The organism is Pantoea sp. B65 (assembly GCF_047308185.1).
Lineage (GTDB): Bacteria > Pseudomonadota > Gammaproteobacteria > Enterobacterales > Enterobacteriaceae > Erwinia.
Map to the genome: position 1 here is coordinate 16,596 of NZ_JAHXPU010000040.1, position 17,049 is coordinate 33,644.

General features: G+C 57.1%; 13 protein-coding genes. 1 reads left to right on the forward strand and 12 read right to left on the reverse strand.

Features of this window, described 5'->3' with window-relative positions; all coding sequences use genetic code 11:
• Positions 1-35: 35 nt before the first annotated feature.
• From menE to elaB, 7 genes are all read right to left on the reverse strand, one after another.
• Positions 36-1,406, reverse strand: a complete 1,371-nt coding sequence (gene menE / locus JWF83_RS19900) for an o-succinylbenzoate--CoA ligase (protein ID WP_413652147.1) — start codon at positions 1,404-1,406, stop codon at positions 36-38.
• A complete protein-coding gene (gene menC, locus JWF83_RS19905; RefSeq protein WP_413652148.1) occupies positions 1,394-2,362 on the reverse strand; it encodes an o-succinylbenzoate synthase in 969 nt (322 codons plus the stop codon). Before menC ends, menE begins: the two co-directional genes overlap by 13 nt.
• The gene (menB, locus tag JWF83_RS19910) at positions 2,362-3,219 is read right to left on the reverse strand and encodes a 1,4-dihydroxy-2-naphthoyl-CoA synthase (protein WP_413652149.1); all 858 of its coding nucleotides are present in this window, start codon (positions 3,217-3,219) and stop codon (positions 2,362-2,364) included. The genes menC and menB overlap by 1 nt, the downstream gene beginning before the upstream one ends.
• Entirely contained in the window at positions 3,216-4,013 is a 798-nt protein-coding gene (gene menH, locus JWF83_RS19915; RefSeq protein ID WP_413652231.1) for a 2-succinyl-6-hydroxy-2,4-cyclohexadiene-1-carboxylate synthase, read from the reverse strand. The genes menB and menH overlap by 4 nt, the downstream gene beginning before the upstream one ends.
• A complete protein-coding gene (gene menD / locus JWF83_RS19920) occupies positions 4,013-5,683 on the reverse strand; it encodes a 2-succinyl-5-enolpyruvyl-6-hydroxy-3-cyclohexene-1-carboxylic-acid synthase (protein WP_413652150.1) in 1,671 nt (556 codons plus the stop codon). The genes menH and menD overlap by 1 nt, the downstream gene beginning before the upstream one ends.
• Before the next feature lie 74 nt (positions 5,684-5,757).
• Positions 5,758-7,047, reverse strand: coding sequence for an isochorismate synthase MenF (gene menF, locus JWF83_RS19925; RefSeq protein ID WP_413652151.1), 1,290 nt, complete (start codon positions 7,045-7,047; stop codon positions 5,758-5,760).
• A gap of 148 nt (positions 7,048-7,195) precedes the next feature.
• On the reverse strand, positions 7,196-7,507 hold the full coding sequence (elaB, locus tag JWF83_RS19930) for a stress response protein ElaB (protein WP_413652152.1): 312 nt from the start codon (positions 7,505-7,507) through the stop codon (positions 7,196-7,198).
• A gap of 433 nt (positions 7,508-7,940) precedes the next feature.
• Between elaB and JWF83_RS19935 the strand changes: the two genes are divergently transcribed.
• Complete coding sequence (locus JWF83_RS19935) at positions 7,941-9,599, forward strand: glucan biosynthesis protein D (RefSeq protein ID WP_413652153.1); 1,659 nt, start codon at positions 7,941-7,943, stop codon at positions 9,597-9,599.
• Positions 9,600-9,715: 116 nt separating this feature from the next.
• Here the strand turns inward: JWF83_RS19935 and JWF83_RS19940 are convergent, their stop codons facing one another.
• The 5 genes from JWF83_RS19940 to nuoM all read right to left on the reverse strand — a co-directional run bounded on the left by JWF83_RS19940 (position 9,716) and on the right by nuoM (position 16,883).
• Positions 9,716-11,659, reverse strand: coding sequence for a methyl-accepting chemotaxis protein (locus JWF83_RS19940; protein ID WP_413652154.1), 1,944 nt, complete (start codon positions 11,657-11,659; stop codon positions 9,716-9,718).
• A 172-nt stretch (positions 11,660-11,831) separates the two neighbouring features.
• A complete protein-coding gene (locus tag JWF83_RS19945) occupies positions 11,832-12,281 on the reverse strand; it encodes a GNAT family N-acetyltransferase (RefSeq protein WP_413652155.1) in 450 nt (149 codons plus the stop codon).
• A 95-nt stretch (positions 12,282-12,376) separates the two neighbouring features.
• Positions 12,377-13,747, reverse strand: coding sequence for an HdeD family acid-resistance protein (locus JWF83_RS19950; protein ID WP_413652156.1), 1,371 nt, complete (start codon positions 13,745-13,747; stop codon positions 12,377-12,379).
• A 151-nt stretch (positions 13,748-13,898) separates the two neighbouring features.
• Positions 13,899-15,356 carry an NADH-quinone oxidoreductase subunit NuoN gene (gene nuoN, locus JWF83_RS19955; protein WP_413652157.1) on the reverse strand — a complete coding sequence of 486 codons (1,458 nt, stop codon included), beginning with the start codon at positions 15,354-15,356 and terminating at the stop codon, positions 13,899-13,901.
• Positions 15,357-15,362: 6 nt separating this feature from the next.
• Entirely contained in the window at positions 15,363-16,883 is a 1,521-nt protein-coding gene (gene nuoM / locus JWF83_RS19960; protein ID WP_413652158.1) for an NADH-quinone oxidoreductase subunit M, read from the reverse strand.
• Positions 16,884-17,049: the final 166 nt, after the last annotated feature.

Genomic DNA, 17,049 nt, shown 5'->3' on the forward strand with positions numbered 1-17,049 from the left:
GTTATTGCTCAAACGATAACCGGCGCCGCCATGCTTTATAACGGGTGAGTGGATAACCAGTTGGCTAAATCCCGGCGTGATATTTTAATTCCGCCGCCGCTGAGCGTTTGCGGCAGATCGCGCCACTGCACCGGATACTGAAATCCCGCCAGCCGCTCCGCCGCCCAGGCCGCGATCGCCGTCAGGCTAACCGCATCACTTCGCTCCAGCAGCGCCACCGGTCGTTGCCCGTACTCTTCATCATCCTGCGGCACAATAAATGCCTGCGATACCGCCGGATGCTGCAATAACACCTGCTCCACCTGCTCCGGCTGAATCCCCTCGCCGGCGCTGAAAAACAGATTATCCAGTCTTCCGGTCAGCACTAATTCGTTATCGCACCAGATACCACCGTCGCGGGTATGCAACCAGCCCTGCGCATCGGTCACCGGCAACAGTTCGCCATCGCGCCAGTAGCCGCAGGCCAGCGCCGGGGAACGTAGCCACACTTCGCGATCCACCAGCTTTATCTGCGCATTGCCAAGCGGCAGACCAACGCCGCCACGACCATCGGCGCGCTTCGCAGTAATGGTGGAGGCGGCTTCGGTCATGCCGTAACCACACCAGCAGCGAATGCCCGCCGCTTCGGCGCGTGCCGTCAGCTCGCCGGGGATCGCCGCGCCGCCCAGCAGTACCGCTTTCAGCGCACGAGGGACGCTATCCTGTTGTAACAGGCGCCACAGCTGGGTCGGCACCAGCGAAGCGAAGCTGCAATCTTCCAGCGCTTCACGCAGTGACGCCTGCTGCGCCAGCTTCAGCCGGGCGCCGGTAAGCAGCCAGCGCCAGATAATGCCCTGGCCGGAAACATGGTACAGCGGTAACGACAGCAGCCAGCTCTCTGCGGCGTCAAAGGACATCAGTTCGGTCACGCCCCGGGCGCTGGCCAGATGGGCATTAAAACTATGGGCCGCCGCTTTCGCTAAACCAGAGGAGCCGGAGGTGAGCGTCAGGGTCGCCAGGCTTTCGCCATCCCACGGATGCCATGAGTAACCGCTGACGCTGCGCAACTGCAGCATTGTCAGCGGATAATCCGGCGCCGGGGCGTCGGGACAGAAGGCAAAATCGAGGTTCAGCCCGGATAATACCGCGTTCATCTGCGCATCCGGCAATTGCGGATTAAGCGGCAGCAGACGGGCGCCGCACTGCAACAGCGCCAGATAAGCCAGCAGCGCCGCCTCACTGTTTTTGCTTTTCAGCACTACGCCATTGCCGGGCTGTACCCCCTGCTGGCGGAAACCAACTGCCAACGCAGTAACCTGCTGCGCCAGCTGCTGCCAGTTCAAATTACCGCTGGTGGTAATCAGTGCCACGTCGCTGGCGCGCACCCGCCCCCACTGCTGCCATGGCCAGTCATTCAGCAGCGCCATGCCGCCTCCTGCTCCGCCAGCAGCTGCAGCGGCAGCGGACTGTCCGGCCAGCGGCGCTGCAGTTGCTGCTGCATCAGATCCAGCGTATCCAGACCGGGCAGGACCTGCGGCGTCAGCCATTGCGCCAGCCGCGCCAGCTGCGTCAGACCAAGGCTCGACTCAATCGCCGAACTGATCACCACCGTCAGCCCCTGCTGATGCGCCCGGGCAATCAGTTGCTGCAGGGTGCTAATACTGCCGGTTAGCATCGGTTTCACCACCAGCGCGCTGACGCCGGCCTCCGCCTCAATCACAAAACCCTGCTCACGCACACTCTCATCCCAGGCGATCGCCAACCCGCTCTCCGCAGCAAAACGGCGCGAATCATCACGCGTGCGGCAAGGTTCTTCAATAAAAGCAATGCGGCTGCGCAGTTGCGGATCGACATAACGGGCAAACTGCCGCGCCTTCTCCGCGCTCCAGCTGCGATTAGCATCCAGCCGCAGTTGCAACTGCGGCAACGCCTCCAGCAGTAAACTGGCGATCATGCCATCACGTATTGGCTCATACAGGCCCACTTTCATTTTGGCCACCTGATGCGGTAACGCCTGCAGACGCGCAAACAGTTCGTCGGGATCGCCGACGCACAATGCCGCGGCGTGATAATTGCCCGCCTGCGGCAGGCTGCCGTCCAGTTCCGCCAGCGCGCAGCTTATGCCAAACGCCACCGACGGCAGCGAACTGTCGACTGGTAACGCCCCCGCGCACCAGCGGGACAGCCAGCCTTCGGCGGCACGCTGTGCCTGCGGCAGATCCTCGACGCTAAAGCCCGGCAGCGGCGCAATTTCACCCCAGCCTTCCGCCTGACCGTCACGTAAGCGCAACACCAGCCCATCGCGCTGTTTCAGCCGCCGGTCGCGCAATATCACCCCCGCGTCCAGCGGAATGGCATACCGCCAGAGGGTCGCCGAGCGCATTAAGGATTACGCCTGAATTTGCTGAAGTCCGGCTGGCGCTTCTGATTAAAGGCGTTGCGCCCTTCCTGTCCCTCTTCCGTCATATAGAACAACATGGTGGCGTTACCGGCCAGTTCCTGCAAACCGGCCTGGCCATCACAGTCGGCATTCAGCGCCGCTTTCAGACAGCGCAGCGCCATCGGGCTGTTTTGCAACATTTCACGACACCAGCGCACCGTCTCTTTTTCCAGCTGCGCCAGCGGCACCACGGTATTTACCAGCCCCATCTCCAGCGCCTGCGCCGCATCATACATACGGCACAGGAACCAGATTTCACGCGCTTTTTTCTGCCCGACGATGCGCGCCATATAAGAAGCGCCCCAGCCGCCGTCGAAAGATCCCACTTTCGGCCCGGTCTGGCCAAATTGCGCATTTTCAGCGGCAATTGTCAGGTCACACATCATATGCAGCACATGGCCACCCCCGACCGCATAGCCAGCCACCATCGCCACCACCGGTTTCGGACAGGTGCGGATCTGGCGCTGGAAATCCAGTACATTCAGATGGTGCACCCCACTGTCATCCTGATAACCGCCGTAATCACCGCGCACCTTCTGGTCGCCACCGGCGCAAAATGCCAGTTCCCCTTCGCCGGTCAGCACAATCACCCCGATGCCGTCGTCATGGCGCGCGTCATTCAGCGCCAGCATCATCTCTTTCACCGTTAGCGGACGGAATGCGTTACGCACTTCGGGACGGTTAATCGTGATTTTCGCAATGCCATCCAGCGACTTATGGTAGCGAATATCGCTAAAGTCACCGCTGCAGTCACGCCACTCTACCGGGGCATACAGTTGCTGTTCGTCAGGATAGATCATGGTAGTTCCTCAAAATGCGACGCCGGGTGCGACGTCTGGCGCAAAATGCGCGCAATTTGCCAGCTGAAAGCGGCGGGATTGGCGCGATGGCTGTTGTGGCCTGCGGCAGCAATGGTGCTGAGCGGCAGCGCTTTCTGTTGGGCCAGCAGCTGAAATTTGTGGTCCCATTCACCACACAGATAATAAAAGGGTAGCGTCAGTTGCTGCAGTTCCGGCAGTAAATCGGGTTGCTGACTCAGCGAAGTGGCCTCCAGCATCGCGGCCAGCGACGGGGCATGGCTGCTCGCGCGCGCATCGATCAGCGCCAGCCGCTGCATGGCGCTCAGTTCGGCAAATAGCGGCTGGCAATACCACTGCGCCAGCGTCTGGCGCAGTGGCTGCGTACGGAAGCGTTGCGCCCAGCGTCGATCGTCAAGCTGGCGTATCGCCCGTTCGCTGGGCAGGGTTAAGCCGGGATGCGCCGCCTCGACGATCATGCCCATCAGCCCCGGACCGGCAGCGCGGCAGGCGTAGTACATCGCTGTGCGTCCGCCGAGCGAGTAACCAATCAGCCAGTAGCGATCCACCTGATGGGCGGCCAGCGTGGCGCTGATGCGCTGACAGAGTTCGTCGAAACCGCTGACGCTCTGGGCGCCGGAACCGCCGTGACCGGGCAGATCGATACTCAGTAATGGCCAGTCGCTAAACGACTGTTGTATTCCCTGCCAGTCCGCAGCGCTGCCAAGAAAACCATGCAGCCACACCAGTACCGGCTTACTGCTCCGGTGATGGCCCTGCCAGCGCGCATGCAGCATCACAATGCGGCCACCTGCTCAACCAGCCGTTTCAGGGTAGCGGCGCCGGCTTCCGGCTCAACCACCAGTTCAATCAGCGTAACGCCGTCGCGCCGCCAGCCCTGTTCGACGCTCTGCTGCAGCGCCTGCCAATCCTGCGGGCAGGCATAATGCAGGCCGAACATCGCGGCGGCATGTTCAAAATGGAGGTGCTGCGGCATACAGAAGAAGCGTTCACGCTGCGCGACTGGCGTCGGCAGTAACGAGAAGATCTGACCGCCATCGTTGTTAACCACAATCAGCACCAGCGGCGCCGGGGCGCTGCGCAGTAAAGCCAGCGCATTAAGATCGTAAAGCGCCGAGATATCACCCAGTACCACCAGCGTTGGCTGCGGCTGGCCGCGCTGTACGCCAGCGGCTGTGGAGATTAACCCGTCGATGCCACTGGCGCCGCGGTTACAGTAAACCGGGTAGCCCGCCGGCAACTGCCCGAGGGCGTCCACCAGCCGCACCATCAGGCTATTGCCAATAAACAGCTGCCCGTCCGCAGGCAGTAAGGTCGCCAGCCGATGCGCCAGTTGCGCTTCACCAAAGCGGTCACAGGCGGCGGCAATCTGCTGCTGCACCCGTTGCACCAGCGGTTCCAGCACCAGCGCCCAGGGTTTCTGGCGCGGCGCCGGATGCCGTTCCAGCCAGTGATCAATATCCGCCACAATGCGGCAGCCGGGCAAATTCGCCGCCTCACGGCGCCCCGGCAGGCGGTCGATTAACCAGAACTCGGGCACAGTGAGACTCTCCTGCCACTGCAACAGCCGTTTACTGGTCAGGCGGCTGCCAAATTGCACCACAATCCCGGCCTGCGCCAGCGTATGCTGCGCCAGCGGGTTAGCCAGCCACAGATCGGCGGCGGGCAGCGGTGAACCGGTATGCGACTGCACATCCGCCAGCAATGGCCAGCCAAGCTGCTCCGCCCAGATGGCGACGCGCACGCCCTGCGCGGTGGTAAGACCGCCACCGGCAATCACCACGCCGCGTTTCTGCTGCCAGCAGAGCCACTGCTCATGGGTTTTTACCGCCTGATGCTGGTCGTAACTCACCCACGGCTGCGTCCCCTGCCACCAGCCAGCCAGATTTTCACGCCACGACATATATTCCCCGTTATCAGTGCCGTACAGCGGTTCAGCCAGAGGAATATTGATATGCACCGCCCCGTTCTGCTGCTGTCCCAGCAGCTCATCGAGCGCCGCGACCAGCCAGCGTGCGGAAATCTCCGCCGTCGGGCGCGGCAGGTTAAGCGTCTGCGCATGATGAGCAAAAATCGCCTGCTGTTCGATGGCCTGATTAGCACCACAGCCGATCAGCTCCGGCGGACGGTCGGCGCTCAGCACCACCAGTTTTTCACCGGTTAAGCGCGCTTCAATAATTGCAGGATAGAGATTGGCCACGGCGGTGCCGGAAGTGACAATTATCGCCACCGCTTCAGCGCTGGATTTTGCCAGGCCGAGCGCCAGATGGCCCAGACCGCGCTCGTCAAAGTGGGTATGACACAGCAACTTACCGTTGGCGGCGGCGGCCAGCGTCAGGGGAGCGGAACGTGAGCCGGGCGCGATGCAAATATGGCGAATGCCATGGCGTGTTAAGGTTTCAATGATCACTTCAGCCCAGCGGCGATTGAACGTGCCTGTCGACATAACCCCGTCCCGATCAATAAAGCGAAACTTATTATAGGAAAGCAGAATTGACTGGATGTTGATTTGAGCCAGTTTTAACGTGAGTCATCCGCCAGTAATGTCGCCAGCGCCGCCGCTTTATTGTCGATCTCCAGCCACTCCTGGCGGGCATCGGAACCGGCGACAATACCCGCGCCGGCATACAGGCGCACGCGGCGCTCGTCGATCAAAGCGGAACGCAGCGAAACGCTGAACTCACTTTTCTGCCGTGATAAATAGCCGAGCGAACCAGCATACCACTGACGGGTAAAAGGTTCGTGGCGCGAAATAAAACCGCGTGCCGGCTGACGCGGAAAACCGGCGACCGCAGCGGTGGGTTGCAGATGAGTCAGACAGAGTTCATCACTGCACTGGCGCAGTTCGCCATGGATGCGCCGCCGCAGATGTTGCACCTTACGTAAGCGCACCACTTCTGCCGGCATCACATCCAGCCCGGCGACCATCCCCTGCAGGCGCTGACAGATATCGTCCACCACCAGCAGATTTTCGCGCTGATTTTTATCGTCATTACGCAGCCAGGCGGCCAGCGATGCGGCCTGATTATCGTCAGCATGGTTGGCGACGGTGCCTGCCAGCGCTTCCGTGAGCAATTCACTCTGCTGACGCATAAACAGGCGCTCCGGCGTCGATCCGACAAAAGCATGGTGCTGATCGAAGGCCAGCATAAAATGATAGCAGTGGTGATTAACCCGACGGCTGGCGGCCAGTAACGCCGCGGCGCTGACCGCATGGGAAAACCACAGATCGGTGGCGCGCGCCAGCACCACTTTATCCATCTCGCCGGCGGCGATCGCCGTCAGCGCATGATCTACCAGATGCGACCAGCCGTCACGATCCGGCGTATGCTGGCTGGCCAGCAGCGAGACGTTGAGCGGCGCCAGCGGTTGCGACGGCTGGAGCCCGGCGAGAAATTGCAGCGCGTGCTGCGCATCGTCATACAGTGAGGTTTCGCTCCAGAGATAGAGCTGTAGCTGGCAGCCGGTTTCATTACGTCGCCACAGCATGCGCGGCAGGAACAGATAGCTCTGTTCGGCGGCGAAATCATTCGCTCCCCAGATGCGCCAGTCCGCCGGCAATTGGTTCACCGCCGCCTGCGCCTGCTGAATATCGCAGAAATGGCGGACTTCGCCGCAGGCCGCGACACTCTCCCGGCCATTGCGGTGTTGCCACCAGAGTTGCGGCCAGCAATGCTGGGCATTTAGCCAGCAAAGCGCATCGCCGCTGTCGGACATTCTGACACTGAGCCGCTGATAACCCGCCTGACGGCACGCAATCTGTTGCAGGTCGTTTCGTAACTGGTTTAGCGCTGCGCTGAATGCCACCATGCTGCCCTCGAAATTGCGCTGGATGCAAATATGTTAAGCGGTGTGGCGCGGGAATATTTTGATTTGAGGCAGTAAAGCGCAAATTGTTAACAAAAAGTTGGGGCCGGTAACACCGGCCCGCGGATGCAGATAATGCTGAAAACGGAACTTAACGCCGGGCCAGCAACAGGCCGATGACCAGCCCGGCGGTAGCGCCGACGCCAATCCCATGCCAGGGTTTTTCGTGCACATAATCGTCGGCGCGGTACACCGCCTGTTTAGCGCGATAGTAGTAAGTATCCGACGCCTGGCTGACGCGCGATTTTACCTCATGCAGCGCCTGCTCAGCTTTGGCCTTCAGCTCAATATATTTCTGATCGGCAGGGTCCCCGGACGATTTCAGCACCTCTTCCAGTGTTTCGGTCAGCAGGGTCAGATCGTCATCCAGGCGGGTTTCATGCGGTTCATCAGGTATAGTCATTTTCTTCCTCCGTGTGTGAAAACACATGTATGTCCATTAACTATAGACAGTTTTGACGGCCGCGTAGGGCGCAATAACCAGGAATAGACTGAGTTTCATCACCAGCGGCCAGGGTTTGCAGAAACCTGCGCGCCCGTTGTTGCAGAGATCGCTACCAGAGACTTATGTTTTGCTGCCCGGTGCGAATACTGCTGCGCCTGGACCTGGCCAGTCGATCACCCCGACCAACGTTAAAACCATGTAAATCTGATGCCATTTCTGCGGAAAACCGTTCGTTTATTTGATTAATCTGATAAATTTCCTGAGATTTGAATTTTTGTATCAGCAAGCTGTCGTACCTCCCTGTAATCCTGGTAGTACCAGGAGATGCAATGGGTGCATAAGCACGACAGTCTCTACAAACTCCGTTCGGCAAAGGAAAATGGCTTCTGGCATGAATCGAAGAATGTTTATGAAAGCGTCAATGGCATTCGCAACCTTAAGCGGTATGTCTGGCTTATCCACGCTATTTGCTAAGTCAGCCTGGGCAGATACCGATATTGCTGACGGCACCGCAATGCGATTTGATTTTGACGTTCTGAAGAAAATGGCCGCTGGCATAGCGAAAAAACCGTGGGGCGGCGCACCAGGCCCGCTACCGGACACGCTGGCGACCATGACCCCGCAGGCGTACAACGCAATCCAGTACGATGCCAACCATTCATTGTGGAATGCCACGGCGGACCCTGAACTTGACGTGCAGTTCTTCCACGTCGGTATGGGCTTTAAACGCCGCATTCGTATGTTTGCCGTTGATGCAGGCAGTCAGCAGGCGCGCGAAATTCACTTCCGCACCGAGTTGTTTAACTACAACAATGCCAAAGTTGATACTAAGCAGCTGGAAGGCAAAAGCGATCTTGGCTTTGCCGGTTTCCGGGCGTTTAAGAAACCGGAACTGGCCAGCCGCGATATCGTCTCTTTCCTCGGCGCCAGTTATTTCCGCGCGGTAGACGAAACCTACCAGTACGGTTTGTCGGCGCGCGGCATTGCGGTAAATACCTTTAGCAACGGTCAGGAAGAGTTCCCGGACTTCACCGCTTTCTGGTTTGAAACCCCTAAAGCCGAAGACACCACCTTTACGGTGTATGCCCTGCTTGACGGTCCAAGCGCCACTGGCGCCTACAAGTTTATTATCGACTGTGAATCCAAACGCGTAGTGATGGAAATTGAAAACCATATTTTCGCGCGTAAGGATATTAAGCAGCTCGGTATTGCACCGATGACCAGTATGTTTAGCTGCGGCACCAATGAACGCCGTATGTGCGACACTATTCATCCGCAGATCCATGACTCCGATCGTCTGGCGATGTGGACCGGCAATGGTGAATGGATTTGTCGTCCGCTGAATAATCCGCAAAAGCTGCAATACAATGCCTATCAGGATAATAACCCGCGCGGCTTTGGCCTGCTGCAGCTGAATCATGACTTCAAAGATTATCAGGATGTCATCGGCTGGTATAACAAGCGCCCAAGTCTGTGGGTAGAACCGATTGGTAAATGGGGTAAAGGCGCCATTAATCTGATGGAGATCCCGACCACCGGTGAAACGCTGGATAACATTGTCTGCTTCTGGCAACCGGAACAGCCGATCAAAGCAGGCAGTGAATACAATTTCCATTACAAGCTTTACTGGAGCGGCCTGCCACCGGTACGCAGCGGATTAGCGCGTGTCGACGCCACCCGCACCGGCATGGGCGGCTTCCCGGAAGGCTGGGCGCCAGGCGAACAGTATCCGAACGTCTGGGCACGCCGCATCGCCGTTGATTTTGTCGGTGGCGACCTGCAAGCTGCGGCGCCGAAAGGGATTGAGCCGGTGATTAATGTGTCGTCCGGCACCATTAAACAAATTGAGATTCTGTTTGTTGAACCAATGAACGGTTATCGCATTCAGTTTGACTGGTATCCGGGCAGTGACGACACCAAACCGGTGGAGATGCGTATGTTCCTGCGCACCAAAGAGGAGACGCTGAGCGAAACCTGGTTGTATCAGTATTTCCCACCGGCGCCGGATAAGCGTAAATATGTCGACGATCGCCAGATGCATCCCGATTAAGATCCATAATATCGGGTGAACCATCGAAGGGGTGATATTTGTGTTACGGGAGCCATTAATGGCTCCCTTACTGTATTTTCAGATATTCCCGCCCATGCCAATGGTCTGCGCTAAACCTACACCCCCAAACGGAAATGCTCCACCGTCTGCGCCAGTTGTTCTGCCTGATTCTCCAGTGAACTGGCGGCAGCCGACATCTGTTGCACCAGCGCCGAGTTCTGCTGGGTAACGCCATCCATCTCATTCACCGCTATCGTCACCTGACTAATGCCTTTGGCCTGCTCATCCGAGGCGGCAACGATCTCACTGATAATACTCTGCACCGAATTCACCGCCTGGGTCATATCCTGCATGGTCTGGCCGGCATCACGCACCAGCTGAACCCCACTCCCGACGCGTTGGCTCGACTCCTCAATCAGCGCAGCGATATCTTTCACCGCATTGGCGCTGCGCTGCGCCAGATTACGTACCTCAGAGGCGACTACCGCAAAGCCACGCCCCTGCTCGCCGGCACGCGCCGCTTCTACCGCCGCGTTAAGCGCCAGAATATTGGTCTGGAAGGCAATACTGTTAATGATGGCGGTGATATCGCCAATTTTCCTGGCACTGTCATCAATCTGCGACATGGTTTGCACCACCTGGCCAACCAGTGATTCGCCGCGGCTGGCAATCCGCGTGGCGTTCTCCGTTAGCCTGGTAGCCTGGTGCGCATTGTCGGCATTATGTTTCACCGTGGCGGTGATCTGTTCCATACTGGCGGCGGTCTCTTCCAGCGCGGCCGCTTGCTGTTCGGTACGGGAAGCCAGATTAAGGTTGCCACTGGCAATGTCACCCGCCCCCTGACGTACTGAGTCGCTGGCCTCTTTGATCTGTCCGACAATATCACGCAGGCGCTCCTGCATGGTGTGCAGGGCAAAGAACAGGCTACTGCGATCCGCGGCTGTCACCGCGATAGTATTCCCCAGTTGTCCGTCGGCAACGGCCAGCGCAATGGTGGCCGCCTGAAGCGGCTCACCGCCAATCGGCTTCAGCACTTTGCGGTTGAAGATACTACCGAGCAGAGCGCTCACCAGCAGAATACTCACTACCATCATGATCAGCGCATTGGTTAACTGGCGACTGGCGGCGGCCATCACCTGACTCACCGGCGCCACCACGCCCAGAAACCACTTCTGCGTGCTGTTGCCGATGGTCACTGGCTGCCAGGTGACTAGCGCATTTTCACCCAGTATCGGATCGGCCTGCTCGACCACCGCACTACTGAAATTGTTGTTTTGCCCCGCCAGCGGTTTACCGGTCAGATTTTTATCCGGATAGGAGATCACTTTGCCGGCGCTTGAAAGCAGCATCGCGTACCCGATGCCCTCCCAGGGTTTAATCTGGTTAACTTTTTGTTGTAATGAAGCCAGCGAGATATCAGAAGTGACCACTCCCCACAGTTTGCCCTGGTCGACAATCGGCGCCGCTACCGAGGTCAGCAACGTTGGGATGCCGTTATAAGCATAGCTATAGGGTTCGGTTAAGGTGTCCTTCTGGCTCTGCTGCGGCACCAGATAGTAGTCTCCCTGGCCGGGCGTCAGGTAGGACAACAGCGGATGCATTTTATAGTTGCCCGCCTGGTCGCGGTCGACAAAAAAGGCGTAACGACCCTTTGGCGCCTGGCCTGGCTTGTCAGCAAATTCAGCATCGCGCCCGTCAAAAGCGTTTTCTTCAAAAATAACCGAAACCGAGAGATAGTCCGGGTTATCGCGCAAAGCATATTCAGTCAGTTTGTCGACCACCGCGCGATCTTTAATTCCCGCGGCGGGCAGGGCAATCAGGCTCTGACCCAGATTACGCGCCACATCGCGCGCATAATTGAGTTCATGCTGGATTTGCAACGCCTGGCTCTGCGCAATTTGTTGCAGGTACTTTTCTGCCAGCGATTTTTGCTCACGCCCGGATTGCCAGCTGAGCACACCAATGGTGACAGCAAAACCGAGAGTGATGGTTAAAGCCCCGGTCAGTAACATCTGTGCGCGCGTGCTCATTGCCTTTTTCTTAACTATCTGGCTGGCCATTATGGCGCTCCTGGAGTTACCCGATCATCGACTCAACAAATCCGTTACAAAAAAAGTCCTTGTCATTCACCTATCGGCGACTTTTGACTGAACTTTAATGGTTAAGGATGATGCATGCCGGCAATGTTCGACCATCGGTCCCGACTCCGGGGTAAGCCCTTAATACGCAGGCTTAATTCTGCATACCAATATGCGGAATATTATCCTCAAGATAAATTTCGCCCACCGGCTGAAAGCCCAGCCGGCGATAGAACCCCTGCAAATGCGCCTGGGCGGAGAGCGAGATCGATACGCCCGGCCAGTGCAATTCACAGCTGGCGATCGCCCGCTCCATTAAGCGATAACCAAGGTTTAAACCGCGCGCTTGCGCCGCGATAATTACCCGGCCGATACGGACCGGTTGCTGCGCATCTTCCGGACTGAGGATGCGCGCGTAAGCCAGCACGTTATTATCCAGCATGCCAAGAAGATGGCGGTTATCGCGCGCCAGATCGGCGCCGTCAATATCCTGATAAATACATTGCTGCTCAACAACAAACACCCTGCTGCGCAGTGCCAGGATGGCGTACAGCTGCGCCACGCTTAGATCACGGTGATGTAAATCTTGCCATAACAGATCCATTGCCTCTTCCTCCCCAAGTTAATCGCCCTGTCCACTATACCCAATCATTTACGTTGCCGGAATGCGCTCAATGGCGTCGCCACGCCGTATGCTGCTCAGCTTTTATCGTGGTCGTCATGGCGCTTTCTTTGTGATTTTTGCTGGCGCAGGTCCTGGCGGATCAACTTACGTCGCATCGCGAAGGCCATAGCGACACGCTTATGCCAGGCACGGCTGTGAAGCGGCTCAATTACCTGTTTCAGCAGACGGACATAATCCAGCGTCAGACCCGGCGTCCAGGTCATCTGTTCTGCTCGCCCGCGCACCAGCCCCAACAGCCAGAAATTAGGATCGAAAATCAGACGTACGCCGGGAAAGGTATAGTGCCCCATGACCCCTTCGATGGCCACATCCAGCGCCTGCACTACCGCTGAACAACAGTTGCGCGAAGTGAGGTTATATGTGTTATCCGCCGAGTAAACCTGCCAGAAATTACGCAACGCCTGCGCATTATAACGGGTAAACAGTACCCGCTGGTCCGGCGCACACCAGCCGGCAATTTCCTCTGCCAGTGAGCTGAGAAAACGCCCGGCGACATCATTCTCTTCACCAGCGCGCAGCATGGCGCGGAAATTAGCGCTGTCACGATCGATATCAGCAAACGGATAGTGGCTGATATACAGATCGGGCAGCATTTGCAGTGCGGCATGGCCGGTAGAAATCACCCCGTGCTGATCGACGGCAGCGATATAGCGATCGATCACTCGCCGCCGCTCGAGGACCACCGCCGCCCCCACCGGCGTCCATACCAGCAGCGTTAATGGCGTCGCCGCCGGCTGCGCCGGAAATGGCGGATGCCGGTAGCGCAGCGCATGCCAGTGGCGCAGTCCACGCGAGGTAAACAGCGGCAGCGACATCACCGAGCTGTTCTCCGCCAGTAGCAATACCTGACGCGCCATCATCATTAGTGACAGACCGGAAGTGGTCAGCAGCAAGGCAAAACAGAGCGGCACCGTGGTATGGTGATGGAAGGGCCAGTCACTGAAAATCAGCATGCTGAGAACTATCTCAGTGATGCCATAACTCATTTCACGCCGCCATTTCGCCATGCGCAGCACCAGCGAAGAGCAGATACGAAACAAGCCGTCGCCGAGGAATGCCACGCCAAATAACAGCGAGGCGAGAATATTATTGTCCCAGGGAAGGTCGAACACCAGAAAGGCAATAAACAGAAAAGCCAGCCCTTTCCAGATACCGGGCCAGTGAATACCGATATCGATAATCATGGCGGCGGCGATTTCCACCATGCCTTCGACCACCAGCAGAAACGCCAGCATATCCAGCGGAACCGATAGTCGGCCATCGTCGGCGATATCAAAAAAAATCGCCACCCCCAGCGCGAGCCAGCATAAACCGAAAAAAGCCATCAGTAGCCAACGCGCCTTCAGTACATGGGCGCCCACCAGCAAGAAAATCAATCTTATCAAGTGATTTCTCCGGCAGTAATCGGATGTTTTAAAATTAGCAACAAGCCAGAAAGAGCACAAAGTTAACGATTAAATATTGCGTAATAGCGCCAAATTTTAGCCCAAAAAAAACAGGCCCGAACGGGCCTGTTATTACTCTGACTGCGGCTATTTACATCAACGGCTGTGCCAGCTGTACCAGATGAATTAACGGCTGTGGATAGATACCTAACAGCAGTACCAGAATTGCCGAGATCAGCACCACCACGCCACCGGCAGTAAATGCCCAGTTGGCCGGGGTGTCGCGCTGCAGCAGTTCCGGCGGGCTAAGATAGAGACTCACGGTGACGCGCAGGTAGTAGTAAAGACCAATGGCACTACCCAGTACCACCGCCGCTGTCAGCCACCACAGATGGGCATTGACGCCCACCGCAATAATGTAGAATTTACCGATAAAGCCCAGCGTCATCGGGATACCCGCCAGCGACAACATCATTACCGTCATCACCGCTGAGAGAATCGGACGATGCCAGAACAGGCCGCGATAGGAGTAGAGAGAATCGGCATCCGGACCACGGTACGGGCTGGACATCAGACTCACCACCCCAAAGGCGCCGAGGCTGCTAAACAGGTAACCGGCCAGATAGACACCGACCGCTTCCAGCGACATCTGATGGGTTTGTACCGCAATCAGCGCCACCAGCAAATAACCGAGGTGAGCAATGGATGAGTAACCCAGCAGACGCTTGATATTGCTCTGCGAGATCGCCATCAGGTTACCGAACAGAATCGAGGCAAAGGCGATAATCCCCAGCACGGTTCGCACCGCTTCGCTATCGGTCACTGGCGCATACATAAACAGACGCATCACCACACCAAAAATAGCGATCTTACTGGCTGTCGCCAGGAAGGTGGAAACCGGGGCTGGCGCCCCCTGATAAACGTCCGGCGTCCAGAGATGGAATGGCACCAGCGACAATTTAAAGCCGAGGCCCACAATCATCAGACCCAGACCGGCCAGCAACAGCGGTTGCGACAGCATATTGTCGCTCAGGCTTTTACCCAGCGCCACAAAGCTCAGATTACCGGAATCGGCATACACCAGCGCCATACCAAACAGCAGGAACGATGACGCTGCAGCCGAGAGAATGGTGTACTTGATTGCCGCTTCCAGCGAGCGTTTTTGACGGAAGGCATAACCAATCAGGCCAAACAGCGGCAGGGAGATCAGTTCAACACCGATAAACAGCGATGCCAGATGGTTAGCACTGGCCAGCACGATGCCACCCAGTCCGGCAATCAGTACCAGCAGATAGAACTCGTCGCGGTTATCGGTGTAACCCTCGAGCCATGGATAGGCAAAGGTGCAGGTTGCCAGACTGGCGAGGATCACCAGTCCGCTATACAGCATCGAGTAACCATCAACGCGCAGTAACGGCGTGACATCCATCGGCCCAGCCTGGCCAACAAAGAACAGTGACAGCAAAGCCACGTTAAGGCCGACCACCGCCAGCGTGGCGTTGACGAAGTGGTTGCGTCGCCACGCAATGGATAGCATCACAACCACCACCGTCAATCCGACGATCAACAGCGGCAGTAGCGCGATCAAATGTTGAGGAGTTATTGTCATGGCGAATTACGGCCTTGTAGTTGAAATTGAAGCGCTAAACCACTGCTGAATATTGCTCGTCGCAGCATGTGAGGTGTCCAGAATCGGTTGCGGATAAACACCCAGCAACACCAGCAGAACCACCAGCACCATAATCATCAGGAATTCACGCGGCGTCATGCCTTTCAGCGGTTGCTCTGATTTAGCCGGACCGTAGTAGGCACGTTGCATCATGACTAACGAGTAAACCGACGCAAAAACCAGACCGAAGGTAGCAATAACAATAATCACCGGCACTGCCCTGAAGCTGCCGGTGAGGATCATAAACTCACCAACAAAGTTACCGGTTCCCGGCATGCCGAGGTTGGCCACCGCAAAGAACAGCGACAGACCCGGAATCCATTTGATTCGTGACCACAAACCGCCCATCTGACGCATATCGCGCGTATGCAGGCGTTCATACAGCTGGCCACAGAGGATAAACAGCGCCGCTGCCGACAGACCGTGAGCAATCATCTGGATTACCGCGCCCTGGAACGCCAGCTGGCTGCCGGTGTAGATGGCAATCAACACAAAACCCATATGGGAGATAGAGGTGTAAGCAATCAGGCGTTTAATATCCGTCTGATTAAATGCCATCCAGGCGCCGTAGAAGATGCCAATAATACCGAGCCACATCGCAACAGGCGCAAATTCGGCAGAGGCGTTCGGAAACAGCGGCAGACTAAAGCGTAATAAGCCGTAAGCCGCCGTTTTTAACAGAATACCGGCGAGGTCCACCGAACCCGCGGTAGGCGCCTGACTGTGTGCATCGGGCAGCCAGCCGTGCAACGGCACCACCGGCATTTTCACCGCAAAAGCGATAAAGAAGCCAAGCATCAGCAGGTATTCCACACCATGGGACATCGGCGTTTTCAGCAGCTGTTCATAGTTGAACGTCCACACGCCGGTGGCGTTGTAGTGCACAAATACCAGGCCAAGAATGGCGATTAACATCACCAGACCGCTGGACTGGGTATAGATAAAGAATTTAGTGGCGGCGGTAATACGCGTTTTACCGTCGGATGCCTTGTGACCCCAGAGCGCGATCAGGAAGTACATCGGCACCAGCATCATTTCCCAGAAGAAGAAGAACAGGAACATATCGATGGCAAGGAACACGCCGATAACGCCACCGAGGATCCACATCAGGTTAAGGTAGAAGAAGCCCTGATACTTTTCGATCTCATTCCACGAACAAAGTACCGCCATCAGGCCCAGCAAACCGGTCAGCACCACCATCAGTAACGACAGACCGTCGAGTGCCAGATGGAAACTAATACCGAAACGTGGGATCCACGCGGCAGAGTATTCGGATTGCCACTGCGGCAATCCGGCAGCCTGGGTCAGCGAATAACCACCCTGCATCCAGAGTTGCAGCGACAGCACCAGCGTCAGTCCCATGGTGATCAGCGCGATCCAGCGCGGCACTTTCGTACCAAAACGCTCAAACTGCCAACACAACAAGCCACCGACAAAGGGTATCAATATAAGCCAAGGCAATAACATGGCGGGGTTTCCCTTTTCTTCAAGCCCGTTTGGCCTATCTCGCTTGTCAATTTGGCCTCCGGCAGTGCTCGCAATCCTCACATACTAAAGTATGCTGCGGTTGCTGTGCGCTGGCGGTGAACAAATTGACTGCGCCGAGTACGCCCATTTATACGGGGTATATTTT